This is a genomic window from Psychrobacter sp. Ps6, assembly GCF_022129235.1.
GTDB lineage: Bacteria > Pseudomonadota > Gammaproteobacteria > Pseudomonadales > Moraxellaceae > Psychrobacter.
In genome coordinates this window covers 77,385-103,038 of the sequence record NZ_JADQAI010000006.1, presented here as the reverse complement: position 1 = coordinate 103,038, position 25,654 = coordinate 77,385, and the positions used below count along the sequence as shown (strand labels likewise).

At 44.2% G+C, this 25,654-nt stretch carries 20 protein-coding genes; 17 read left to right on the top strand and 3 right to left on the bottom strand.

The window, feature by feature from the left end; all coding sequences use genetic code 11:
• Positions 1–85: 85 nt before the first annotated feature.
• Positions 86–475, bottom strand: a complete 390-nt coding sequence (locus I3255_RS08725) for a DUF2237 domain-containing protein (RefSeq protein WP_238038491.1) — start codon at positions 473–475, stop codon at positions 86–88.
• Between the two features lie 487 nt (positions 476–962).
• On the opposite strand from I3255_RS08725, the gene I3255_RS08720 reads away from it, so the two are divergent.
• The 12 genes from I3255_RS08720 (at position 963) to I3255_RS08665 (ending at position 16,778) form a co-directional block, all read left to right on the top strand.
• Entirely contained in the window at positions 963–2,258 is a 1,296-nt protein-coding gene (locus tag I3255_RS08720; protein ID WP_238038490.1) for an ATP phosphoribosyltransferase regulatory subunit, read from the top strand.
• Between the two features lie 160 nt (positions 2,259–2,418).
• Positions 2,419–3,708, top strand: a complete 1,290-nt coding sequence (locus tag I3255_RS08715) for an adenylosuccinate synthase (RefSeq protein WP_075106326.1) — start codon at positions 2,419–2,421, stop codon at positions 3,706–3,708.
• A 331-nt stretch (positions 3,709–4,039) separates the two neighbouring features.
• Positions 4,040–4,471 carry a nucleoside-diphosphate kinase gene (gene ndk, locus I3255_RS08710; RefSeq protein WP_075106325.1) on the top strand — a complete coding sequence of 144 codons (432 nt, stop codon included), beginning with the start codon at positions 4,040–4,042 and terminating at the stop codon, positions 4,469–4,471.
• A 349-nt stretch (positions 4,472–4,820) separates the two neighbouring features.
• On the top strand, positions 4,821–6,050 hold the full coding sequence (gene rlmN, locus I3255_RS08705) for a 23S rRNA (adenine(2503)-C(2))-methyltransferase RlmN (protein ID WP_238038489.1): 1,230 nt from the start codon (positions 4,821–4,823) through the stop codon (positions 6,048–6,050).
• Positions 6,051–6,262: 212 nt separating this feature from the next.
• Positions 6,263–7,198, top strand: a complete 936-nt coding sequence (gene pilW, locus I3255_RS08700) for a type IV pilus biogenesis/stability protein PilW (protein WP_238038488.1) — start codon at positions 6,263–6,265, stop codon at positions 7,196–7,198.
• Entirely contained in the window at positions 7,195–8,010 is an 816-nt protein-coding gene (locus I3255_RS08695) for a helix-turn-helix domain-containing protein (RefSeq protein ID WP_201602566.1), read from the top strand. The genes pilW and I3255_RS08695 overlap by 4 nt, the downstream gene beginning before the upstream one ends.
• Before the next feature lie 117 nt (positions 8,011–8,127).
• Positions 8,128–9,243: a flavodoxin-dependent (E)-4-hydroxy-3-methylbut-2-enyl-diphosphate synthase gene (ispG, locus tag I3255_RS08690; RefSeq protein ID WP_238038487.1), complete on the top strand. Its 1,116-nt coding sequence runs from the start codon at positions 8,128–8,130 to the stop codon at positions 9,241–9,243.
• A gap of 121 nt (positions 9,244–9,364) precedes the next feature.
• On the top strand, positions 9,365–10,666 hold the full coding sequence (gene hisS / locus I3255_RS08685) for a histidine--tRNA ligase (RefSeq protein ID WP_238038486.1): 1,302 nt from the start codon (positions 9,365–9,367) through the stop codon (positions 10,664–10,666).
• Positions 10,667–10,736: 70 nt separating this feature from the next.
• The gene (locus tag I3255_RS08680) at positions 10,737–11,531 is read left to right on the top strand and encodes a tetratricopeptide repeat protein (protein ID WP_238038485.1); all 795 of its coding nucleotides are present in this window, start codon (positions 10,737–10,739) and stop codon (positions 11,529–11,531) included.
• A gap of 142 nt (positions 11,532–11,673) precedes the next feature.
• Positions 11,674–12,894, top strand: coding sequence for an outer membrane protein assembly factor BamB (bamB, locus tag I3255_RS08675; protein WP_238038484.1), 1,221 nt, complete (start codon positions 11,674–11,676; stop codon positions 12,892–12,894).
• A 316-nt stretch (positions 12,895–13,210) separates the two neighbouring features.
• A complete protein-coding gene (der, locus tag I3255_RS08670; protein WP_058025087.1) occupies positions 13,211–14,632 on the top strand; it encodes a ribosome biogenesis GTPase Der in 1,422 nt (473 codons plus the stop codon).
• 184 nt (positions 14,633–14,816) lie between these two features.
• Positions 14,817–16,778, top strand: a complete 1,962-nt coding sequence (locus I3255_RS08665; protein ID WP_238038483.1) for a HAMP domain-containing sensor histidine kinase — start codon at positions 14,817–14,819, stop codon at positions 16,776–16,778.
• A gap of 197 nt (positions 16,779–16,975) precedes the next feature.
• Here the strand turns inward: I3255_RS08665 and I3255_RS08660 are convergent, their stop codons facing one another.
• Entirely contained in the window at positions 16,976–18,142 is a 1,167-nt protein-coding gene (locus I3255_RS08660; RefSeq protein WP_238038482.1) for a D-alanyl-D-alanine carboxypeptidase family protein, read from the bottom strand.
• Between the two features lie 512 nt (positions 18,143–18,654).
• A complete protein-coding gene (locus I3255_RS08655) occupies positions 18,655–19,089 on the bottom strand; it encodes a hypothetical protein (protein ID WP_058025084.1) in 435 nt (144 codons plus the stop codon).
• 506 nt (positions 19,090–19,595) lie between these two features.
• Here I3255_RS08655 and surE point away from each other — a divergent pair.
• From surE to moaA, 5 genes are all read left to right on the top strand, one after another.
• Complete coding sequence (gene surE, locus I3255_RS08650; protein WP_238038481.1) at positions 19,596–20,441, top strand: 5'/3'-nucleotidase SurE; 846 nt, start codon at positions 19,596–19,598, stop codon at positions 20,439–20,441.
• Between the two features lie 183 nt (positions 20,442–20,624).
• On the top strand, positions 20,625–21,413 hold the full coding sequence (locus I3255_RS08645) for a peptidoglycan DD-metalloendopeptidase family protein (protein WP_238038480.1): 789 nt from the start codon (positions 20,625–20,627) through the stop codon (positions 21,411–21,413).
• A gap of 68 nt (positions 21,414–21,481) precedes the next feature.
• Entirely contained in the window at positions 21,482–22,780 is a 1,299-nt protein-coding gene (locus I3255_RS08640; RefSeq protein ID WP_201601252.1) for a lytic murein transglycosylase, read from the top strand.
• A 355-nt stretch (positions 22,781–23,135) separates the two neighbouring features.
• Positions 23,136–24,431, top strand: a complete 1,296-nt coding sequence (gene glp, locus I3255_RS08635) for a gephyrin-like molybdotransferase Glp (protein WP_238038479.1) — start codon at positions 23,136–23,138, stop codon at positions 24,429–24,431.
• Between the two features lie 122 nt (positions 24,432–24,553).
• A complete protein-coding gene (moaA, locus tag I3255_RS08630) occupies positions 24,554–25,654 on the top strand; it encodes a GTP 3',8-cyclase MoaA (protein ID WP_238038478.1) in 1,101 nt (366 codons plus the stop codon).

Here is a 25,654-nt window from a genome sequence, read left to right as displayed (position 1 = left end):
TGTCATATAATAAACAGCTGCAAGACTCAAAACTTGTCTTAAGCAAAGCCATTATCATTTGGTCGCACTATCTATGAACAACCTTTTACAATGCATAGCTTTTTAGCGTGTCGATATCTACCAATGCCAGTAGGCTCTCGTGGCAAGCTTCTAGTTTTATCTGCGGAGCAATGTTGAAATCTAGTGCTTCAACCCAACGCAGGGCGCAGATACACCAGTAATCACCAGGCTTGAGACCGGCAAAGTTATATTCAGGTAGCGGGGTGATAAGGTCATTGCCACGACTGGCTGAGAAGTTTAAAAACTCACTGGTCATCTTGGCACAAACGGTATGTTGACCAACATCATGGTTGCCCGTATGACAAAAACCATTGCGATAATAGCCAGTGATAGGGTCGAAGCAACAGCTGGCAAGCGCTGTGCCTAAGACATTGGTTTGGTTGATGGCAGGGTTTGGGTGGTAATCAGATGACATAAGGCTTCCGAGATAAAAATATGTGTTAGTGTACCATGAGTCGGTATTGATGACGCTGCCGTAATCACGCTCATCAGTGTATGTATAACAAAAAATAAACGCTATTGTGATCAGTCAATGCCGAGCTGAATATATGAGTGTCAATGGCTACCTCTACCGTACTAATGAGAAGCACTTAGACAGTAATTAGATACGGATTGTGGCTAATTGTCACTAGGCGAACCTTGAGTGCTATGCTAAACTAAAGCATAAAGTGCCTTGATTATTTGTCGCAATTTTTTAGCGCATAAAGATACTCGTCTTATCATTCCAAATTATACTTATTACTCACCCTCTTAAAGTCACCTGGTTTGTTTATAAATAATTGGGTCAATGATGTTGCGCGTTAAAAATAAAAACACTCGGCGTCAATACTTGGTAAAACAACCTTTGAGTACCGCATCAGTACCGCGTTTTTGGTAAGCGATACGCCAAACAAGGATTTATTGTGTCTGTTAGTTCTGATTCTGCAAAATCTGCCCAGCAAAACCCTCTAAATGAAACAGTGACTCAGTCTGCCAAAAGCAGTACTGCATCTAATAGCATGCCGTACTTGAGTAACTTTGGCAGCGATGTTGCCAATAGTTGGCTGTTGCCTGATGGGGTGGTCGATGTCCTGTTTGAAGATGCACATAAGCAAGAAGTGCTTAGGCATCAACTGATTGAGCAGCTTATCACTCATGGTTATCAGCTGGTTTGTCCGCCGATGATTGAGTTTACTGAATCTTTGCTCAGTGATGCATCAGAAGATTTGAAACGTCAAACCTTTAAGATTATCGACCAGTTGACGGGTCGCCTAATGGGCGTGCGCGCGGATATTACCCCGCAGATCTTGCGTATCGATGCGCATCATGGCGGTACGGGTATCGCTCGTTATTGCTATGTCGGTGATGTGATTCATACCCTGCCATCAGGATTGTTTGGCTCACGCACACCATTGCAGCTAGGTGCTGAGATATTTGGCTGTGCATCACTGGCAGCAGATATTGAGTTGATCGATGTGTTGTTTACCATGGTCAATAAACTCAATATAAGTGCTGCGCTTCATATCGATTTGGGTCATGTGGCGATATTTAAGCGTTTAGCCGAATTGGCTGAGTTGCCAGACAGCGCCACTGAGCAATTGATGTACTTGTACGCCAATAAAAATCTACCGGAGCTTAAGCGTCTTTGCCGAGAGTTACCGATGGGCGATGATTTTTATGTGTTGGCACGCTTTGGTCATGACATTGCAAACTTATTATCTAAATTGTCAGACGCAGCTCAGCAAGACGATCAAATCGCGGCCGCTGTCGATGAGTTACAACGCCTTAAGTCGTATTTAGAAAATCACTGGCAGTGCCCAGTCAGTATCGATGTGACAGAGTTGTCAGGCTACCACTATCATACAGGTATCGTCTTCAACGGTTATATCAATAGTGAAACGCAGCCACTAGTACGTGGTGGTCGTTTTGATGGTATGCAAAGTCAGACGCAAGCGTTACGCGCGGCCACGGGCTTTAGTATGGATGTCAGTCGCTTGCTGGCGCATACACAGTTAGATGCACCAACCACAGTACTAGTTGATTTTGCTGCTATAAATAATGCTAACGAAGATGAGATGCAGACGCTACTGCAACAAGTAGAGAGTCTACGTCAGCAAGGCTATCGTGTCACTATGCCGTTAGATGCACAGGATAGTCCAGATGATGTGACGCATCGCTTGAGTTTTGCTGACAATCAGTGGCAGCTACAAACGATTTAGCTATTCATTTGTTAAGCGAGCGCTTATTAAGCACCATTTATTAGAACGCTAAGTTTTTAGACAGAAAGCTTTTTTATATAGAAAGATATCGTCAATAAAGTCACTTTAATTTTTTAGCTTTTATTGCACACACCTCAATACATAAAGGTAAGGATTGATCATGGGTAAGAATGTTGTAGTCTTGGGTAGCCAATGGGGCGACGAAGGTAAGGGTAAAATCGTTGATTTACTTACCGAAAAAGCCTCAGCAGTAGCCCGCTTCCAAGGCGGTCATAATGCTGGTCACACGTTGGTTGTCGATGGCAAAACCACGGTCTTGCATTTGATTCCATCAGGTATCTTGCGTGAAGGCGTTACTTGCTTTATCGGTAATGGCGTGGTGTTGGCACCTGACGCATTACTAAAAGAGATGAAAGAGTTAGAAGACAACAACGTACCAGTACGTGAGCGTCTACGTATCTCTCCTAACTGCCCACTTATCATGCCTTACCATGTGGCACTTGACCAAGCTCGTGAAGCCAAGCGTGGCAGCGGCAAAATCGGTACAACAGGTCGCGGCATTGGTCCTGCCTACGAAGACAAAGTCGCTCGCCGTGCGATCAAGCTTGCTGACTTGTTCCGTGAAGATCTAGAAGAAAAACTACGTAACTTGATCGAATATCACAACTTCCAACTGACTGAGTACTATAAAGTTGAAGCGATTGATTTTGATGAAACGTACAAGCTTTGCCAAGAGTGGAAAGAAGAGATTAAAGGGATGGTTACTGATGTAACTGAAGACCTAAATCAATTGCGTTTGGCTGGTAAAAACCTCATGTTTGAAGGTGCGCAAGGTACCCTACTTGATATCGATCACGGTACTTATCCGTTTGTAACCAGCTCAAGCGTAACTGCTGGTGGCGTATCAACGGGTACCGGTATTGGTCCATTGTACTTAGACTATGTACTTGGTATCACTAAAGCTTATACCACGCGCGTTGGTAGTGGCCCATTCCCAACGGAATTGTTCGATGATGTTGGTGCTCACTTAGCCAAAGTCGGCCACGAGTTTGGTGCAACAACTGGTCGTGCGCGCCGCTGTGGTTGGTTCGATGCTGAAGCATTACGCCGTGCAGTGGTACTGAACTCTATGTCAGGTATCTGCTTGACCAAGCTTGACGTATTAGATGGTCTTGAAGAGTTGCTAATCGGTGTGGGTTATAACCTACCTGAGACTGAGTGTGCGGGCGCACATGATGCTGAATTCTATGAGTCAGTAACACCTAAGTACGAAACGATGCAAGGCTGGAGCGAGTCTACTGTTGGTATTACTAATTATGACGACTTACCAGAAAATGCGAAAAAATATATCAAACGTATCGAAGATTTGATCGGCTGTCCTGTTGACATCATCTCAACTGGTCCTGATCGTGAAGAGACTATCGTATTGCGTGATCCATACGATGCGTAGTTTTTAGCGCTACTGTGATTCAGTAGGCTGTAGTATCAATAAAAACCTCAGTGCTGAGCATTGGGGTTTTTGCTTTTGTTATAACTGATAGCATTATCAACGACTAATGAATAATAAATTTGCTGTCATGCAAGTTATAGTCATAAATTAACCCTATCATTTATAGTCTTAATCATTATAATAGGCAGCAATCCTATGTTGGCGTTCAGGTTTTTGATTTGACAGACCACTTGTCAGTCAAATCAGTCCAAATCCAACATTGTGGCCAAAGACAAAACAAAGTGTTAACCCTTTGACTTTTATCGATTTTATTACTTATTAGGAGCTTTTCATGGCTAACGAACGTACTTTATCTATCATCAAACCTGACGCAGTTGCTGGCAACCACATCGGCGCTATCTATAGCCGCTTTGAAGACGCGGGTCTAAAAATCGTTGCCGCTAAAATGCTACAACTTGATGACGAAAAAGCAGGCGGTTTCTACGCTGAGCACGCTGAGCGTCCATTCTACAATGACCTAAAGTCATTCATGATGTCAGGTCCAGTATTGGTATCAGTACTAGAAGGCGAAAACGCGATCGCTAAGCATCGTGAAATCATGGGCGCGACTAACCCAAAAGAAGCCGCTGAAGGCACTATCCGTGCTGACTTCGCGAGCAGCATCGACGAAAACGCGGTACATGGCTCAGACTCAGCTGAATCAGCAGCACGTGAAATCAGCTACTTCTTCAGCGATGACGAAGTTTGTGCACGTACGCGTTAATAGCAGCGGTTATTAATGTCAGCTCTTATTTAGCATATTGATTGTTAATAATAGGTTGTGTAAGACGGCTTATATCTTATGGGTATAGGCCGTTTTCGCTATAAATCGTTTTCGCTATTTGCCAACGGGTGACTTCGATTATAATAGCGTACTCTAGATTGAAATTATCTGCAGGGTCCCTCATTATTAGTTTTAACTAGCGTTATCAATCCCTTATGAGCATGTTTTTACTCAATATACCAAAACTGCGCTCATAACGGATTGCTCATGCATTCCTGCCGTACGTACGGCAACGCTCATCTCAATAATTGCAGCGCTTATTTAAGTGCATGCAAAAAGGTTACCTATTATGTCAACTGTTCAAGCACCAACCCAGCACGTACCTACCAAGCTTACTGATAGTATTAAGCTAGTAGACGAGGCGCACGCAAAAACCAATCTATTAGGCATGACACAAGCACAGCTGTCTAATTACTTCAAAAGTATCGGTGAAAAGCCATTCCGTGCGACTCAGGTCATCAAGTGGATTTATCAGCATGGGGTGACGGACTTTGAGAAGATGACCAACTTGAGTAAAACACTGCGCGATAAATTATCGCTCAATGCTTGTGTGGTTCCGCCCAAGATTATCCACCGTCAATACAGCGATGATGGCACGCGTAAATGGGTGTTTGAAGTGACAGGCGGCTCATTGGTCGAAACCGTATTGATTCCGGCTGATGACAGCAAACTAAACGGCCGCAAAACGCTATGTGTGTCTTCGCAAGTTGGCTGCGCGCTCGATTGTAGTTTTTGTAGTACGGGCAAGCAAGGGTTTGAGCGTGATTTAAGTGCCGCTGAGATTATCGGACAGCTGTGGGTCGCTAATGCTTCATATATGACGGACGAAAATGAAAGCTTAGAAAACGTCGATCATAGCCTATGGGAAAATAACGTTACCAACGTGGTGATGATGGGTATGGGCGAACCACTATTGAACTATAAGCCTGTGGTAAGCTCGATGGAGATCATGCTAAGCGATCATGCTTATGGACTATCAAAGCGCCGCGTCACCTTATCGACTTCTGGTGTCGTGCCGAAAATGTATCAACTGGCGCAAGATATTGATGTGGCATTGGCCATCTCATTACATGCACCAAACGATGAGCTGCGTAACGAATTAGTACCTATTAATAAAAAATATCCGTTAGATGAGCTGATTGCCGCTGCGAAAAACTACGTCTATGATGTCAATCCGCGTCATAAAAAGCACGTCACGATTGAGTATGTGATGCTCGATGGTGTCAATGATAGCAATGAGCATGCTCACCAGTTGGTCGCATTATTAGAAGGGCTGCCAAGTAAGATAAATCTTATTCCGTTTAATCCTTTCCCACATGCGCCGTACGACAAGTCAAGCAACAATCGTATTCATGCGTTTAGCAATATACTGAGCGAAGCTGGGTTTGTCTGTACTGTTCGTCAAACACGTGGTGATGATATTGATGCCGCCTGCGGTCAGTTAGTTGGACAAGTGGCTGATCGTACCAGACGTTCAGCAGCGTGGCAACAGAGCATCAAAGATCGTGAAAATGTTTGATACGTTTTGCATATGGCAGGATAAATATCCGTCTGTTCTAAAGGCTTAGCTGTCTTTTATCTGTCGCAACGGTAATGAAAATGTATCAATAACGGTCAAGATTGAAGAACATAGCAATTAATAACAACTAAATTGTACTTATAGGGGCTAAATCTATTAAACTGATGCCTCGAAGATCGAACGCATTGAACCACAGTTTTATGATGGCGGCTATGATGACTTCTAAAAATTCTTATCAGTTGGTAGAGCAAAAACCATTTTTCAACCTCTATAAAAAGGCAAGTGTGGTGACGAACCGAGTCACTGCACCGAAGTGCGCATTACTGGCCGCCGCACTCGCAGGATTATTGCTAAGTGGCTGTCAAAGTACGCCAAACAATGACTTGTCAGGCATCGCGCCTTATCAGACATCCACGAGGCCCAGCGGTGATCGCAACTTAGATCAGCAAGAAATTGCTCGTGTACGTACCTCACTTGCTGCACAATATATCCGCAAAAATGAGCTCGATACGGCGCAGCGGCAACTCGAAAAAGCCTTTTCTGCGGATAGCCGTTACGCGCCAGCCTATGATATGATGGGCGTTTTGTTGCAGCAAGAAGGCAGCCGCATTAATCTTGCAAAAGCCGATCAGTACTTTAAAAAAGCCATCGCGCTCGATAAAGAATTTGTGCAAGCACACAATAATTACGGTGTTTATTTATCACAGATGAAGCGCTATCGTGAGGCGGCGGAGCAGTTTGAGATTGCAGGCGCCTCATTAGGTTATGAAGGTCGTATCGGTGCGTTAGAGAATTTAGGGCGTACATACCTTCAGTTGGGTGACAATAGTGCCGCTGCTAAAGCGTTTTTGCGGGCCCTCGATGGCAATCGCAACAGTATTATTGCTCATATTGAGCTGGTAGATTTATTGCTTGAGCAGCAGCGTGTGCCACAGGCTCAGCGCTTGTATGACGAGACCTTGATATTGGTACAAGGGCAGGGCATCAGTCCTAGATTGCTCCTACAAGGTATCAAACTTGCGGCAGCACAAAACAACATTACAACTCGCCAGCAATTGGCACAGCAGCTTTTGTCCGCTTATCCATTGAGCGACGAAGCGAAACAACTTAAGACTTGGCTTAACAATCCAGAGGCACCATGGAAATGATCACCCCATCATCAAACACTCAATCTAACGCTCAGGGATCATTTGGTGCCACGTTGCAGCAAGCCCGTAAAACGAAGCAAGTCAGTTTAGAAGAGGCGGCTGCCGAGTTATTTATCTTAAAACGTCATCTAGAAGCACTAGAGAGCGAAAACTTTGCTGAATTACCGCAAGCGGCATTTGCTCGCGGCTTTGCTATTAACTATGCCAAATACTTGGGCCTAGACTCAGCCAAAATCGCGAGTAGCTTTGATGCCGCTTACCCCAATGAGCTCAAAGCCAAATCGGTCAACAATACTGATACACCATTGCAACCAATGGGCACGCTGCAGCGCGATACACACAATCGCATTCGTTTTAATCCGCTATTGATCATCGGTGTGATTGGACTCATTATCTTGGCAGTATTTTTATTTCGCATGGTAAGCAATGCGAGTAAAGAAAATAACCAAGAGCCTGTCTCTACTGTTGAAGATGTATCTGCTATTGAGCAAGCGCAAGGGGCTGCAATTAGCAATGATGCAAGTGGTGTCGGTGCGTCTGGCTCTGCGTTGAATTTAGGGGCTGCCAGTGCAGATACGGCTTTTTTAAACGTGAAGTTGACCGATGATGCTGTGGTTAGCATCACGGATGCATCGGGTAATAGTCTCATCAGCGGTTCACAGACGGCAGGTGACTATGACCTATCAGGTGTGCCACCATTTAGTGTACAAATTGATAATATCGATAATGTTAGCTTGATGCTCAATCAAGAAACGGTTGCTTTAGATACTTATGCAACGGATAAGCAAGCTACCTTTGAGCTAGTACCTTAGTCATCATTGGCCTCTTATCGAGCATGATTACTAGTGTTTAATAAAACTACTATACGTCTAAGTTTATTTATATATACAAGCCTGTGGTTTTTCTATTTTTGATTCAAGGATTTATCTATGTCAATGCCATCGCCTATTAACCGCCGTTTGACCAAAAAAATCTATGTCGGCGATGTTGCGATTGGTGGTGATGCGCCAATTAGCGTACAGAGCATGACCAACACTGACACTTGTGATGTGGCAGCAACCGTCGCTCAAATCGAGCGTTGCGTAGAAGCCGGCGCTGATTTGATGCGCGTATCGACGCCAACGATGGATACCGTCAAAGCCTTTGGCGAGATTCGCAAACTGGTGAGCGTACCTTTGGTTGCAGACGTGCATTTTGATCATAAGATTGCCTTAGCTGTGGCTGAAGCCGGCGCTGATTGTTTGCGTATCAACCCTGGTAACATCGGTAGCGATGCCAAGGTGCGTGAAGTGGTTGCTTGTGCCAAGTATCACAATATCCCTATCCGTATCGGCGTCAATGCAGGCTCTTTAGAAAAAGACATTCAGCGTAAATATACTGAGCCGACTGGGGAGGCGATGCTTGAGTCAGCAATGCGTCATATCGACATTTTAGAGCGTCTTAATTTTGACCAATACAAAGTGTCTGTCAAAGCCAGTAATGTGTTTTTGACACTGGATGCATATCGCCTGCTATCAGCGCAGATTGATAACCCACTGCATTTAGGTGTCACTGAAGCAGGTGTTTACCGTACTGGTGCTGTCAAATCTGCCATTGCGCTTGGTGGCCTGTTATTAGACGGTATTGGTGATACTATTCGTATCTCCTTAGCGGCTGAGCCTGAAGAAGAGATTAAGATTGGTTTTGATATTTTAAAGTCGCTTAATATCCGCTCAAATGGCGTAAACTTTATCGCTTGCCCAAGCTGCTCGCGTCAAGAGTTTGACGTGATTAGAGTGATGACGGCATTAGAGTCACGTTTGGAAGACATCCGTGAACCAATGGATCTATCTGTGATTGGTTGTAAAGTGAATGGTCCAGGCGAAGCAAAAGAAGCAGATATTGGTATCGTTGGTGCCGCACCAAGATCACTGGTATACCGTATGGGTCAAAAAAGCCATCTTATCGATACTGACAATTTAGTCGATGAAATAGAAAGTATGGTTCGCGCCCATGCAGAAGATTTGGCGAAAAAGCGCGAGAACGAGATTATTCGCGTAAAATAAGTCGCAATATAAGTATCTGCTTTTTGCTATGTGGACAAAGGGTAGGCAGCACATTTTTTATTTTAATACGTAGATAACAACAATAGATATAACTGTTAAATTTTAAGGACATGACCGTATCATGATTAAAGCTATTAAAGGGTTTAATGACATTTTACCTGATCAATCAGCAAAGTGGCTGCATCTAGAAGCGATATTGGCTGATGTACTTGGTAGATATGGTTATGAGCATATTCGCTTGCCTATCGTTGAGCAAACTGATCTGTTTGCCCGTGCTATTGGCGGCGCGACAGATATCGTTGAAAAAGAGATGTACAGTTTCACTGATAAATCTGAGCCACCGACGCCTTTGGCCTTGCGCCCTGAAGGTACAGCAGGAGCAGTACGTGCCGTTATCGAGCATAACTTATTGCGTGGGGACACGCCGAAGCTTTGGTACGTTGGTCCAATGTTCCGCTATGAGCGTCCGCAAAAAGGCCGTTATCGTCAGTTTCATCAGCTGGGTGTCGAGAGCTTTGGCAGTGCACTACCAGACGCTGATGCTGAGCTGATTGCAATGACGCATCTGATGTGGCAAGAACTGGGCCTAAAAGATGAGATGCACTTACAGCTAAACAGCCTAGGTGAGCTTGATGAGCGCCATGCCTATCGCGAAGCGCTGGTTGCCTATTTGACGGACAAAAAAGATCAATTAGACGAAGACAGTAAGCGCCGCTTGACGACCAACCCATTACGTATCTTAGATAGTAAAGAAGCAAGTACGCAGGCAGTATTAGCAGACGCACCAAAGCTTGCTGACTTCTTGGGTACAGAGAGTGTGGCGCACTTCGAACAAGTCCAAGCTTATCTGACTGCGCTTGGTATCGATTTTGAAATCAATCCACATCTGGTGCGCGGTCTTGATTATTATAATAAAACGGTTTTTGAGTGGGTAACGGACAAGCTTGGCAGTCAAGCGACGGTATGTGCTGGTGGTCGCTATGACGGTCTGGTTGGACAATTAAAGTCCATAGGTACAAACGATGATAAGTCAGATAAAAAACCTGTAAAATCTGAACCGGCTATTGGTTTTGCGATGGGGCTAGAGCGCTTATTGCTACTCATGGAAGCCGTGGCACCGATTGCTGACAAACCCGCTTGTGATGTCTTTGTTGTGGCGCATCCTGACGTTTATAGTGCAGGTATCAGCTACGCACAAAACCTACGTTATAGTCGTCCAGATGTACGCGTGAAGATGGCAAGTGCAACGAGTCTAAAAGCGCAAATGAAAAAGGCAGATAAGTCAGGCGCAGCATTGACAGTTATTATTGCACAGCAAGAGCTGGATGATAATACCATCAGTGTCAAAGACATGCAGACGGGTGAGCAACAGACTGTCACACAAGATTGGCTATCGAGTAAAGATAACTTTTCTCGTAAATAATCGTCTTGCAACGCCGCAGTTTTGATTTTGGCATCAGCAATTTAATGTACATTTTATCAGGTAAATATATATGGCTCTGACCCCCAATTCGCCGAATGCAGACAACTCCATGCAAGCATTAAAGCAGTATGGTAGTTATATTGTCACTGCGATTTTGTTGGCACTGGCTGCTTATTTTGGCTGGACATACTGGCAGAACAACCATGCGCGAGTAGATACTGTCGCCGCTGATCAATATGCCGATATCCAGCGATTGAATGAAGAAGTCAGCTTGGCTTCGCAAAATCCAGATCTAGAAGCCGACGCGCAAGAGGCGCTTGTACAGAGCCGCACACAGCTAGATAAAGATATTGATACTTTAGTCAGTACGCATGGTGAGTCAGTTTATGCCTGGCAAGCGCTGATGATAAAAGCTCGTCAACAGGTCGATAATGATGATTTTACGGCGGCAGCTGAGACATTTAAGCAAGCACTCGCCATTGATCTGGGCGATGCCGGTCTAAAGGCAATTACTCAGCTGCGTTATGCCAAGACGTTACTGGCGACAGGCGATGCAGATGCAGCCTTGTCAGAAGCCAATAACGATATGCCAAGCTCGTTTGAAGCCAGTCAGCAAGAGCTGCTGGGTGATATTTACTTGGCACAAGACAACAAAGAATCAGCGATTAAGTCTTACAATAATGCTTGGGAGCTATTACGTAGCCGCCAAGAAACGCGTGCAGTATTGGCCTTAAAGATGGAAAGCTTAGGTGTCACCCCTGAGCCAATTGCTGGGCCTACCAGTCTTATTCAAGAAACAGCTACTCCTGAGCAGCCATTGGTGGTTGAAAACTCAGAAAGTACGAGCGTTGAAGCTGTTCAGTAAGTCAATAAGTTCAGTAAATCGCTAAGTATAGTATTGAGCAGTAGCAATCGTCTAAATGCTTTTTGATATGACGTCATAATGACTAATGTGCTGTTGGCCAATGTACCAATTAATAATAATTCATTTGTAGTGAGAACATATAATGACTCAATCTATTCGCTCTAGAAAAATGTTAAAAACTACGTTGAGTAGCCAGACCATCAAGAAGACAGTCATGCATGTGGCAGTACTTGCCGTGATGAGCACTGCAGTGATTGGGTGTAACCGCGGTATCAAACCAGTGGTTAACGACCCAGTAAAATTGGTACAAATTGCGCAACCGATCAGCGTGCTCCAGCCAGTATTTAGCACCGATGTAGGTAACAAAAAAGCCAGTAAGAAAGACCCTCTAGATTTGCAAGTTGGTTACGCCAATGGGCAAATCGTTACGGCATCACGTGGTGGTGATCTGATAGGGTTTAATCAGGCAGGCGAGCGCTTATGGTCGATTAACGTCGGTGATCAGATCACAGGTGGCGTGGCGTTAGACGCTCTAAGTCAGACAGCGATCGTGAGTACTCGCAATGGTCAAGTAATGGCGTTTGATACTATGACTGGCGCAAAACGCTGGCAGCAGCAGTTGTCAGGGTCGGTGTTATCCCCAGCGCTTATCAGTAATAATCGTGTGGTACTATCAGCAAATGATGGCTTCTTGCATGGCTTATCACTACAGACTGGTGAATCAGTGTGGCAGTTCGCGACGCAAGTACCAGCGATCAGCGTGCGTGGTAGCGCGGCACCAACTTTGCTAGATAATGAAACGGCATTATTAGCGACTGCTGATGGTCGTTTGCATGCAATCACCGTTGATAATGGCTTACCAAAGTGGTCAAGACGTGTCGGTATTGGGTCTGGAAGCAGCGAAGTTGAGCGCATGAGCGATGTCGATGGCAAACCTATCGTGGATAAAAACCAGCTGTTTGCGATTAGTTATAGTGGTCAGCTATTGGGGATTGATTTAGCCTCACGTCAAGTGATGTTCGTCAATGAGCTTGCTAGTTTAAAAGCACTTGCTGTCAACCCTCAGCAAGTCGTTGCTACTAGCCTAGATGGTAAAGTGGTAGCCTATGATCGCAATAGCGGCGAGACATTGTGGGAAAGTGAGGCACTGGCTTATCGTGACCTAACCAATCCTGTCATGATTGGCAATTATATTGCAGTCGGTGATTTTGACGGTGTGGTACATTTATTTGACCCTGCTACTGGCAATATCGTTAGCCGCGTGCAGACAAAAGGGGCGCTGACGAACTTGCAAGTACAAGGCAATCGCCTCATGACTCAAAGCACGTCAGGACAAGTTGCTATCTGGCAGTTAACGCGCTGATAAGAAAATACACTGGTTTTTATCTATAAAACACAAACGCTGCTTAGTCAGCGTTTAGTGCCTTGTGTAAATCGCTTGTTTAAGTACAGGCTTTCGCGTACTCTATGCGACCGATGTGCTAACCATATATACTATATATAATTTAGTCGTCCCAATTATTTTTTAGCCATAAAATAGCCAGCTACTATTTTTGCTATTGTTTTATCATTCATTTTAATTTGCGGTTAAGTGCAGCCTTATTCGTTACTATTGCTATATCAGTGGTCATAAGAATAATTGTACTGTCCGTCATTGTGCCTTTCACTGAGAGTAACCCATGAGTATCAAGCCTGTGGTCGCCTTAATTGGTCGTCCAAACGTCGGTAAATCCACCTTATTTAATCAGTTCACAAAAAGTCGGCAGGCATTGGTTGCTGATTTATCGGGATTGACTCGTGACCGTCAATACGGTGATGCGACTTATGAAGATAAATCTTTCATCGTTGTGGATACTGGTGGTATTGGTGAAGCAGATGACGGCAGCGGTAATATCGATGATTATATGTCTGAGCAGTCGCATACCGCGATTCACGAAGCAGATATCATTGTATTCGTCGTTGATGCTCGTGCTGGTATGATCGGTGCTGACGCTGAGATTGGCAAGTTTTTGCATACTCTAGGCAAACCGGTTTATGTCGTTGCCAATAAAGTTGATGGCGTCCACGATTCAGCGCCAGCGGAATTCTATGCACTAGGATTGGGCGAGCCGTATCCGATGGCAGCCAGCCATGGTCGCGGTGTAGGCAACTTGCTTGAAGTGCTAACGGCTGATATGCCTGAGCAAGAGAATATAGTAGAGCCAAGAGGGTTGAAGCTTGCCATCATTGGTCGTCCAAACGTTGGTAAATCAACACTGGTTAACCGTCTGTTGGGTGAAGATCGAGTGGTGGTATTCGATATGCCTGGTACGACGCGTGATAGTATTTATATTCCTTATCAGCGTGAGGGCAGAGACTACGTATTGATTGATACTGCTGGTGTACGTCGCCGCGGTAAAATCGATGAAAAAGTAGAAAAATTCTCTGTTATCAAAACCTTGCAAGCGATTGAAGACTCTAATGTAACCGTTATTGTCATTGATGCGCATGAAGGTATCGTTGACCAAGATTTGCATATGATTGGCTATGCGCTTGATGCTGGTCGTGCTCTAGTCGTCGCGATCAACAAATGGGATGGTTTGACGCCAGATCAAAGAGACTATATTAAGCTTGAGATGGATCGTCGTTTTAACTTTATCCCCTATGTAAAAGTGCATTTAATATCAGCGCTACATGGGACTGGTGTGGGTAATTTATATCCATCTATCTTGCGTGCATATAAGTCTTCGATGTTTGAAGTCTCGACCAATCGCTTGACGCAAATCTTGCAAGATGCTGTCACTGCCAATCCGCCACCAACTATTGCTGGTCGCCGTATTAAGCTACGTTATGCACATATCGGTGGTCACAATCCACCTGTTATCGTGATCCATGGCAATCAAACCAGCGCGCTTCCTAAGAGCTATCAGCGTTACTTAGAGAACCAGTTCCGTCAAGTATTTAAGCTTGAAGGTACGCCGCTCAACGTCATCTTTAAACAAAATGACAATCCATACGCCAATAAGAGCGACACGCCAACCAAGGCAAAAACACAGCAATTGCGTCAGCGTGAGCGCAATCGTGCGAAGAAATTCACTACTAAAGATAAAAAGTCTCGTTAATCGCACAATCTGCTATGACTTATTTTACCGTGCAACCTAGCACGGTAAAATAAAAAAGCACTATAATCATATAGTGCTTTTTTTAGCAGTTCAGGATACTCGCTAATTACCTCAATCTTTCGCTTATCACATCTCTCAAATACCTGTAATATAAGTAAAACCTTTTTTGACTCAGTAGAGTGATATGAACAATCGTTCGTCTCAAACCATTTCTATGCTCATTTGGCGCTCTGTTGGACAGGCCGTAATTCTGGCTCTGCTGGCAGGTTTTGTATTGCCTTTTATTTATGGTTTGGTGCATCACTACCAAGAAAAACATCAGCATATACAGCAGTTAGCTTCGTTATTAACAACCAGTGCATCGACGCCAGACGGCGCTGACGTCGTCGCTGAGCAAGTGAATGTTTTATTAGAAAATGAGCCAAGCATTCAGAGTATTGTGTTTTATTCCACATCCCAGCCTATCAACGATATCAGCCAATCACTAGATGACTGGAAAAACGCTTTATTTGCCGATACGGTCAGCTTTAACTATCCTGTCGTTAGTAAGTACGAAGATTTTGAGAGTGTCAGACCCAATAAACCCACATCTAATCAGCAGTTAGCGACAGATCTGTCTGAGAGTATGAGCGCGTCATCAGTTACGGATGAATCGATCGGTAACACGAATAGGAATAACACGCTGATTGGCTATATCAACATCACCATGGATGTGAAAGTACTGCGTTCACATTGGTTTCGTAGCATTATCCCGTTGTGGTTGACCACGTTACTACTGACTATTATTTCAGGTATATATATCTTTCGAAAGCTGAATTGGCCGGTCAAAGATATCGAAGCATTAAATGGTGTCTGCGGTATTATCATCAAAAACGCAGAGCTAGAGCAGCTACCTATTATTCCGCAGCGCTTTAACTTTCAAGAACTGACACAAATAAAAAAGGCCTTGGCTATCTTGTTTGGTCGACTGCAAGAAGCCAAGCAAGGATATGATACGCTTGCTGCCTTTGAGCAGCAACTACATAACAAAGATGTCTCGCTTGATGTGCAGTTGCATAATTTCCAAAGCATGATTACCCACGAACTAAAAACATCGCTCAACGCTATCGTGGGTGGGCTACAGTTATTGGACTACGAAACCTTAACTAGAGAGCAAAAAGACGCTGTCGAAATCATCAGCAATGGTAGTGATAAATTGGTGCTGTCACTGGATCATATTATTCAGTTAAATCAGATACAAAAAGGACAAATAAAAATTCATAACAATGAATTTAATCCGTTACAGTTGATATCTGATCTTTTGATAAAGTTTGAACCTATAGCCAGTCAACAAGGCTTAGCGTTAACCAGTAATATTCATCATGTAGATTACAGCCTCTATGGCGACTCCGCAAAAATTCAGCAAATATTATCCATATTAGTCAGTAATGCCATTAAATTTACTCCTGCTGGGCAGGTAGTGATCACGTCACAACTGACGCATTTTGATAAAAGTAATCGTTGGAAAATCAGTGTCAAAGATACGGGCATCGGTATTGATAGCAATCATATTGATGATATTTTCAATCCTTTCTTTCAGGTGGATTCGTCACAAACGCGCCAGTATGAAGGCTCAGGTGTAGGCTTACCTGTGGTTAAGCAAATGGTGCAGCTCATGGGGGCGACCATCGAAGTTGATAGTACCTTGGGGTCAGGGACGCAGTTTACCCTGACGTTGGTGATGCCGAACCAACAGCAATCTCGCCAGCAGCGGCTACTAAATGGGCTAACGATTATTTATTATTATGATCAAGAGACAGGTACTTTATTCAATGAGCTGGAGTATCTGGGTGCTACGGTTGTTTGTCATAAGTGCGCGCAGCAAGTCATGAATGAGATAAGAATACAGAAGGTAGATATGGTGATGTTTGCTGAGGACGTACTCGCGGATAAAGCTGAACTATTAGCAAAACTTATTCGCCAACATGAAAACGCAGAAAGCGTGCAACGTGCGCTATTGATATATTGGTATCCCCAACATCAAGCGCGTTATGTCGATAATTTCGAGTATGGTTTAAAAGCAGCTGGCATTGATTACTGTCATAGCACGACTTATGAGCATAAGGCTTTGAGTGACTTGTTAAAACGTTGGTTAGTATGGACCTAAAACACTCTCAAAAAATAGGTTTGGCTTTTTGAAATCGTACAGTCTGTTAGATGTAATGTTTTGATAAATGAACAAGCCAAGATTTTTTTACAACAAATAAAAAAGACGCCCAATTTTAAGGCGTCTTTTTTATTATGTCATTTTCTTATAATGAGAGGCTTTGCTATAGCTTTCTATTTATAAAAATAGAACAGTTCTTAGAACAGATTCTGCGCCCAGCGTACAATATGTTGCCAAGTACGGCTCAAGAATCCTGACTGTGCGACATCATTAGTGGCAATAATAGGGACAGATGCGACAGCTTTACCATCAATAACGGCCATCATCTTACCAATCTCTTGACCTTTCTTAATCGGTGCTTCTAGGCTGTCAGGAATATCAACCACGGTCGTGATTTTATTCTTCTGCGTTTTACTGGTTAGGATTTGTAAGTTATCACCCGTTGCCAGTTCCACCTCATCGGCTTCTCCGAACCATACTGGAACTTTGCTGACGAATTGACCAGCAGGCGCTTTGGTCACTGTGGTGAAGTGGCCGAAGCCCCAATTGAGTAGTTCACGCGACTGATCAGCACGAGCCTGTTGGCTCTTGGTACCCATGATGACAGAGATGAGGCGCATACCGTCGCGGTTACTCGAAGCGACTAAACAATAACCTGCCGCATCAGTATGGCCGGTTTTTAGGCCATCAACCGTAGGATCGGTTGCGAGTAGGGCATTGCGGTTGCCCTGAGTGATACCATTATAGGTAAACTCTTTTTCTGAATAAATACTGTAGTAATCACCGCTGTTTTTGACAATAGCGCGAGCAAGTTTGGCCAGATCTAGCGCTGAGGCTTGGTGACCTTCAGCAGGCATCCCAGTAGAGTTAACGAAATGAGAGTTTTCCATACCAAGTTTTTGCGCTTGCTCATTCATCAAGATTGCAAATGATGCTTCGCTACCCGCGATATGCTCAGCCATGGCTTTTGACGCATCATTACCTGATTGAATGATAATACCGCGTAGCATATCGATGACACTAGCGGTCTTATTGACTGGCACATACATGCAAGACTGACTGCTGCTACCACGGCACCATGCATTTTGGCTCATGAGTACTTGGTCGTCTTCTTTGAGGTCGCCTGATGCTAAGCGCTGTTCGATGATATAACTGGTCATCATTTTTGTCAGAGACGCTGGCGGTAATGATTCATTCGCATTTTTCTGACCCAAGATCTCACCAGTATTATAGTCCATCAATACATAGGCGGTATTATCCATCTCAGGTGGTTGTATGGCTGCGTTTGCCATCACTGCACTCATTGAGATACTTACACCAACTACCAGCTGTACTAGCTGATTTTTTACACGCTTTACTGTCATATATCATTACACCGCATCATGGAACCAAATGTATCTATCGCTTGTATTCACTGTCAATTTTCATACATTATTTTAAGCAGCATGCCTTAAACATTATGTCTAAAATAATGTATTAATCAACACAAGAACAACTGTACGATAGACATAAAATTAACGCCTTATCTTAGCAAAATGCCAACCGATGGGGAATCGATAAATGCAAAAAAGTAAGGCATGAATAAAAAGAAAAGCGAATAGGTATCAAGTGTTTGCTCTTACTAACCTATAGATAACTTTTGATCAGCATAAATTCAACGACCACAAAAAAGCCTGCTGTACCGCTTGTGGTTTATAAACGGAATGACAGCAAGCTTTTATGTTCATTCAACCTAATGGGTAAGTGTAGAGTATCATTTTTGCCGATGATGAGAGTAGAGCTCTAAAAAGAACAAAGCCATTTTTTATTGTCGTTAATTATGACTGGCTTTTCTAGCGCTCAAGACGGCTCTCTACGCTTACACGCTTTTTAGCAATTAATATTCTGCGTTTGCCAAATCTTCGCATAATGCTTTATTTTCTTGCTTTGAAAAGCCCATTGTCCAGCTACGAATACCTTGCAGTATCTGACGATAGTCTTGCTGCGTTGACAGGTATTGGATGGCTGCTTTTGGGTCTTCTAACGAAGGCATTAATTCATGCAATTGCACGGTATAAGACTTATAAAAACGTTGTTTTTGATTGCCGTTCAGCATTGATGGACAGATCTCTGATAGTACCTGCATCACAGCAATTTCATGCTTTGTGATATTAATGCCAGACATATCTAACGGAATAGTGGTCGCAGGATTGTTTGCAGCATTAGACGCTTGAGACAGCATGGCAACAGACGTTATCAGTCCTGCCAGCCCGATTTTTGAGGCGGTCTTTGCTATCACAGAAGCTATAGATAATATCGATTGATTTTTCATTCAGTATTACACTCGCTTATCTTTATTTGATGGTGATATGTTAATGGGTAAAAAAACAAAAGTCACATAAAATATTGATTTATGTGTAGATATCTTGTGAGCCAAAGGCATTTTACAGCAACATATCAGTAGCATATACCAATGAAGTCACCTCAGTATAAACGCATCAGTTTGTATTGTTGTATGGTGTTGCATATTGTAACGCGTTGTCTTATCTCTCTCATTTCGACTCCGTTTTAGGCAGATAATATAACAATAGACAAAAATGCCAGACGGTTTTTGGTCAAAGACTGGGTTCGTGATATCTATTGTTCAGGTATAATCGCTCGTGCTATCAAGAGGATTTAGTTTTAATGTACTGATATCACAAGGCTTTCAAGAGTAATCGCCAATTTTTTTATTTTATATACTAGCCTTTGGTTGCTATTTTTATACGAATAAAGATATGGTACGGTAGCAAAAATTTCTACTAGAAAGACGGTTTGACACAAACATACTGAGCTGACATGAAGATTTTAATTAGTAATGATGATGGGGTGTACGCGCCAGGGTTGTTGGCACTGTCTCAAGCACTATCGACCATCGGTGAGGTCGTGGTAGTCGCACCAAACGAGGAGCAAAGTGGCTATGCTAGTGCATTGAGTGTATCAAAGCCATTGCATACGCATCAATTGCCATCGGGGTTTATAGCGGTTAATGGCTCACCAGCTGATTGTGTTCATCTGGCACTGCATGAGCTATACCGTGACGTGGATTTTGACTGTGTTATTACGGGTATCAATTCAGGTGCAAACTTAGGACAGGACGTGATGTTTTCTGGTACCTTTGGCGCGGCATTGACCGCGCAGCTATTGGGCATACCTGCTATTGCCACGTCTTTGGTAGGTGGCGGCGTAAAAAATGGCGGACAAGAATCAGCCAGTGATTATCAAGTGGCGGCAAATGAAATCGTCAAATTGCTCACTGAGACCTCGATTTTAGAGTTTCTCAAAAGTTTGCCCTATCATGTATTAAACGTTAATATTCCTGATGTGGATAGCAGCAGTGATATCAAAGGGCGAAAGGTTACCTTGTTGGGACATAAGCAGATCGCCGAGCCAGTGCGTCATATGATTGACCCGCGCGGCCGAGATGCGTACTGGCTGTCTTTACGCAAATGTAAAGACAGCACGCACAAAAACGAGCAACCCCTAGACAGTTCAGCTGAATCAACCAATCAAAAAAATGTTGTATCAACATCGGGCATGACGGATGATCAAGCAGTGGCGGCAGGATACATCAGTTTGTCGCCAGTACGTCTACATCATACCCCAGCGGCGGCATTGGATAAGCTTTTGGCACTAGATTTATAAGTTCGATAGGATATGATTATCAATGACATAGGTGATGGCCACCATCTCACTTGCTGTACGAGTGATATAAGTCATCTGCTAGATCGCTAATTGTAGTAACAATATCTAGAGGCTTTTGAGTGATATCAAGCGCTTTTGGATGATAAAACAATAGATAAGCAACAGAAAGAACAGGAACCTTGTATGAAAAGAATCATGACCGGATCGCACCTTGCTAAGGCGGCGTTGATTGGCACTATGGCAGTTACTACCTTGTCTGTAGTCGGCTGTGCAACCAAACCTACTTATCAATCACCAAACCAAGCAGGTCCTAAGATTATTACCAACGCACAAGGCGTCCCTAACTACCATCGCGTACAGCGTGGCGATACGGTCAGCCAAATTGCGGCACGCTATCGTCTTAACTATCGTCAGATTGGCGCACTAAATAATCTGGACAGTAAATATACGATTTATAGTGGGCAATGGCTCAAACTATGGCAGGGCGGTGCAGCGACCACGGCGAGTAATAACAGCTATAACAGACCAGCACAGCCACAACCAACTTATACCCCACCTGTAACCCAGTCTCAAACGCCAGCATACGAGGCAACGGCCAATTCGACCTCTGGGTATGATTATCCTACTCGCAATCCAGTGACGCGTAACATTGATCCAGCGGCGGGCAATATGGGCATGTGGTTTGCTGGCAATGTCGGTGATCCAGTACTTGCTAGCCAATCAGGAACGGTGCTTTACTCAGGCAACGGTCTACCAGAATATGGCAACTTGATTATGATTCGCCATAGTGATGACTACATCACGGCCTACGCACACAATAGCCAATTGCTGGTAAAAGAAGGGGACACGGTACAGCGTGGCCAACGTATCGCGACGATGGGTAGCAGTGGTCAGACCAATCAAGTAGGGCTGGAGTTCCAAGTTCGCTTGAATGGTAATCCGATTGATCCACGTACAGTACTTGGGCGTTAGTATTGAGGCATGTCGCTGATGGCTGGGCGGCTTTGGTCCATTTTATTTATTTATGTTTGAGACTTTTTATGAGATTAAAAAAACAATACCTCACTCTTATGCCAGCATTAGTGATGGTCGGGTGTACGAGCCAGCAAGCCATGCAAAAAAAGCCTGTCCGTCAAGGTGGCGTTGAGATTACTCAAACCCAAACCGTGCAGGTCAAGCCAACACCAGCGCCAGTTATTAAACCGCAGCCCGCCCCAAAGCCAAGCTATAGCAGCTTTTCTGATTGGAAGTCAGACTTTTCTATGCGTGCAATATCTTCAGGCTATGATGCTGGAGTCATTCGCCGATTGCTCGATTCCGCTTATCTGAATCAGCAAGTTATCTCATTAGACTCAGGACAGCCCGAGTTTTCTAAGATGCCTTGGGAATATGTGGACTCTGCTGTCTCTAGTGGGCGTGTGAGCGTAGGTAAGCGCAAGTTTGCAGAGCAGCGTGCGTTCTTGTCTCAATTAGAATCGCAGTATGGTGTTGATGCAGAGATTGTCGCAGCGATATGGGGTATGGAGTCGTCATATGGCGCGGTCACGGGTAACAGTGATTTGCCAAGCTCGCTTGCCAGTCTAGCCTACGATGGTCGTCGTCAAGAATTTGCAGAAGCTCAGCTATTATCCTTAGCGACGCTGCTTCAGCGTGGCGACGTATCATGGTCGCAATTGGACGGTTCTTGGGCAGGCGGCATGGGACAAACGCAGTTTATTCCTGAGACTTGGCTCAAGCAAGGCGTTGATGGCGATGGTAATGGCCATCGCAATCCTTGGGCCACAGGCGATGCACTCGCTTCTACCGCCAACTATCTGAGCAACTCAGGCTGGGTGCGTGGTCTAGCACCTTTTTATGAGGCGACTGTACCTGCTTCGTTTGATTATTCACTGATGGGCAGTAAGCAACCTGCAGCCAGATGGGCGGCGATGGGTGTCGATACGATAGATGACGTCTATTTAGATGCCAATACTCAGATGGAGCTATGGTTGCCAGCTGGTAAAGATGGTCCCGTATTGCTGCTAAGCCCAAACTTTGATGTTATCAAGGTTTACAATAACTCGTCGAGTTATGCGCTAGGGGTGAGCCTATTAGGCAAAACGATTGATGGACAAAGCGGTCTGCGAAAATCATGGCCCCGCTATGAGCGTCCGTTGTCAACCACGCAAGTGACCAACTTACAGCGCCGCCTGACGAGCATGGGTTACGACACCAAAGGTGCTGATGGTATCGTGGGCACCAATACTCGTATGGCATTTCAGCGCTGGCAAGCAGATAATGGCCAAACGCCAGATGGATTTATCACTCAAAATAGCGCCTCTTCATTGGCTGGCTGGTGAGGTAAGCTGATGGCATTTATACACCGTATGAAGGTCGCGATTCATAATCGCTTTTAGCCATTGTGAATTAACCATTAATCTTCAATTAAGCATGTTACCTTGCTCTACAAAAAGCACCTTGCCAAGGTGCTTTTTTTGCCTCAGGCTATGTCTGATTTTGCTGAAATTTATTGAATGAATAGATATTGTGATACTCATCAAATATTTGAGTTGGTTTGATCTAGTAGTCTTCAAAACTTATCAGGACAAGGTTAATACAAGAAAATCGATACTGTGAATGATAGACTCTAAAGACAGCTTTTAATAATAAAGATTCAGTCACAAATAATGAGAACGACCAAAAGAGCGTACCTTTATGATTACCATGGAAGAATTACAAGCGGCAATAAAGCTGCGTATCAATAATTATAATAATACTGACTTCCCGCTTCACAACAGAGCTATCAATACCTGCGATCTATTAGATAGTCGTAACTACATATTGGCGCAAAGCGTCGTTTCACCTTTTGATGTGCCCAGACAAAATCTATCTGCGATGGATGGCTATGCTATTGCTAGAGGTAGCGAGCTGTCAGAAGGTAATACGATCGAGATCGTCGGTGAGTCTCAAGCGGGTAATGCCTATACTGGTGAGACAGTAGCAGGGCAGGGCGTCCGTATTTTTACTGGCGCAGTGGTGCCTGATTGTTGTGATACAGTCATTATGCAAGAGAATACCAACTTTGCTGATATCAAAACGACCATCGATAAATCTCAACCTTACAGCATAACGCTCACGCAAACGGCCGAAGTCGACAATAATATTCGTGCGCAAGGCGAAGAGATTGAGTCCGGCGAAGCTGTGCTAAAGATAGGAAAACGAATTAATCCTGCCGATATCAGCTTGCTTGCAAATCTGGGTGTCAGCGAAGTGAGCGTGTTTCAACCACTCGTCGTCGGTGTGCTCGCGACAGGCGATGAGCTCGTCGCTATTGGCGATGAGCTGGAACATCTAGCCCAGATATACAATTCCAACACCCCAACGCTCAAAAGCCTACTGTCGGACTTACCTATCACCATTCGTGACTATGGCATCATTCCTGATGATTTGGATAAGACGACAGCTGCGGTCAACGAAGCCATGCAAGACTGTGATGTGCTCATATCGACAGCAGGCGTCTCAGTTGGCGATTATGATTTTCTGACGACCGTGATCGAAACACTTGGGCAAATCAACCACTATAAAGTGGCGATGAAACCTGGTAAACCGTTTGTATTTGGCGAGTTAAATAAAAATATCGATAAGCCCGTATTGTATTTTGGACTACCAGGCAACCCGCTCTCCACAGTAGTGGGCGCGCTCCAGTTTGTGATACCCGCATTATGGCAGATGTCAGGTGCGAGTTTATCAGAGCAGCCGATGCCGCTGACGATCAACGCTAAGCTCACAAACAATATCAAAAAGTCCCTTGGCCGCAAAGACTTTCAGCGCGGCGTATTGTCACAAGATGAGTCAGGTCATTACCAAGTTGAGTGCTTTTCAAGTCAACAATCACACAGAATAAAACAGCTGAGCCGCGCCAATTGCTTTATTGTGTTAGACAAAGACAGTGGCAATGTAGTATCTGGTGGTGAGGTTACCGTACAACCTTTCCCTTGGCTACATCGCTAATTCACCGTTTGCCAATCTGCTATAAAATGATGGAACGAAATTAAACAGCAATCTAGTAATGGGATGCTAAACACGAATAATAAAGTAACGCTTATGGCAAGCAATACTGATGGCAGTAATATATGAATGAAGACAATATCAAAATAGACAGACCGCAACTGTATTCTCCTGCGTCAGCACCTGTGCTGTCTGACAGCTATATACCGTCTGCTCTAATGATGCCGATTGATCAGGCGACCCAAATCCATCAGCCTTTAACTGACGGGTTTGCGCGGCGTCTGACATATCTACGCCTATCTATTACTGATTTTTGTAATTTTCGCTGCGAGTACTGTTTGCCAAATGGCTATCAGGGCAAGCGTCCTGACGATGAGTTGAGCGTTTCTGAAATTGCGACATTGGTGCGCGGCTTTGCCCAAGTAGGTACCAAAAAAGTGAGAATTACGGGCGGCGAGCCATCCATTCGCCGTGATGTTGCCGAAATCATCGAAACCATTAAACAGATTGATGGTATTGAAACAGTAGCGATGACCAGTAATGCTTATAAGTTGGGTAAACACTTAGCGAGCTGGCAAGCGGCTGGACTCGATCAGCTCAATATCAGTATGGACAGTTTTGATGCGGCTACTTTTCATAAGATGACTGGCTTTGATACCTTGCCGCAGATACTGGAGGATATGGATACCTTGCTAGAAACGACCGATATCAAACTCAAAATAAATAGCGTCTTGATGGCAGAGACTGCCTTTGAAAACCTGATCGCCGCGATCGACTACGTCAAAGATAGGCAAGTGACCTATCGTTTTATTGAGTTTATGCAGACCAGTGACAACAGCGACTTGTTTTTTGCCCAGCATGCTCAGTCTGATATCATCACGGATTATTTGTTAGATCATGGTTGGCAGCCACATGACCGTGGTAGTGCCGATGGTCCAGCGGTCGAGTACAGTCACCCTGATTATGTCGGCCGTATTGGTATGATTGCCCCTTATGCGGCGCACTTCTGTGATACTTGTAATCGCTTGCGAGTCAGTAGTCAGGGCAAGGTGCATCTGTGCTTATTTGACCAAGGTAATTATGATATTCGGCCATACTTACAGCAGGACGATATCCAAGGACTGGTAAACACTTTACATAGCTTTATGCCGATTAAGCCTGAGCATCATCATCTGCATGACTCGAACAGTGGCATCATGCACAATCTTTCGATAATCGGTGGTTAA

Bases quoted from the DNA above. Each gene is read 5' to 3' on its own strand.
- I3255_RS08725 (WP_238038491.1), bottom strand. From the start codon at position 475: ATGTCATCTGATTACCACCCAAACCCTGCCATCAACCAAACCAATGTC.
- I3255_RS08715 (WP_075106326.1), top strand. From the start codon at position 2,419: ATGGGTAAGAATGTTGTAGTCTTGGGTAGCCAATGGGGCGACGAAGGT.
- ndk (WP_075106325.1), top strand. From the start codon at position 4,040: ATGGCTAACGAACGTACTTTATCTATCATCAAACCTGACGCAGTTGCT.
- rlmN (WP_238038489.1), top strand. From the start codon at position 4,821: ATGTCAACTGTTCAAGCACCAACCCAGCACGTACCTACCAAGCTTACT.
- pilW (WP_238038488.1), top strand. From the start codon at position 6,263: ATGATGACTTCTAAAAATTCTTATCAGTTGGTAGAGCAAAAACCATTT.
- I3255_RS08695 (WP_201602566.1), top strand. From the start codon at position 7,195: ATGATCACCCCATCATCAAACACTCAATCTAACGCTCAGGGATCATTT.
- ispG (WP_238038487.1), top strand. From the start codon at position 8,128: ATGTCAATGCCATCGCCTATTAACCGCCGTTTGACCAAAAAAATCTAT.
- hisS (WP_238038486.1), top strand. From the start codon at position 9,365: ATGATTAAAGCTATTAAAGGGTTTAATGACATTTTACCTGATCAATCA.
- I3255_RS08680 (WP_238038485.1), top strand. From the start codon at position 10,737: ATGGCTCTGACCCCCAATTCGCCGAATGCAGACAACTCCATGCAAGCA.
- bamB (WP_238038484.1), top strand. From the start codon at position 11,674: ATGACTCAATCTATTCGCTCTAGAAAAATGTTAAAAACTACGTTGAGT.
- der (WP_058025087.1), top strand. From the start codon at position 13,211: ATGAGTATCAAGCCTGTGGTCGCCTTAATTGGTCGTCCAAACGTCGGT.
- I3255_RS08665 (WP_238038483.1), top strand. From the start codon at position 14,817: ATGAACAATCGTTCGTCTCAAACCATTTCTATGCTCATTTGGCGCTCT.
- I3255_RS08660 (WP_238038482.1), bottom strand. From the start codon at position 18,142: ATGACAGTAAAGCGTGTAAAAAATCAGCTAGTACAGCTGGTAGTTGGT.
- I3255_RS08655 (WP_058025084.1), bottom strand. From the start codon at position 19,089: ATGAAAAATCAATCGATATTATCTATAGCTTCTGTGATAGCAAAGACC.
- surE (WP_238038481.1), top strand. From the start codon at position 19,596: ATGAAGATTTTAATTAGTAATGATGATGGGGTGTACGCGCCAGGGTTG.
- I3255_RS08645 (WP_238038480.1), top strand. From the start codon at position 20,625: ATGAAAAGAATCATGACCGGATCGCACCTTGCTAAGGCGGCGTTGATT.
- I3255_RS08640 (WP_201601252.1), top strand. From the start codon at position 21,482: ATGAGATTAAAAAAACAATACCTCACTCTTATGCCAGCATTAGTGATG.
- glp (WP_238038479.1), top strand. From the start codon at position 23,136: ATGATTACCATGGAAGAATTACAAGCGGCAATAAAGCTGCGTATCAAT.
- moaA (WP_238038478.1), top strand. From the start codon at position 24,554: ATGAATGAAGACAATATCAAAATAGACAGACCGCAACTGTATTCTCCT.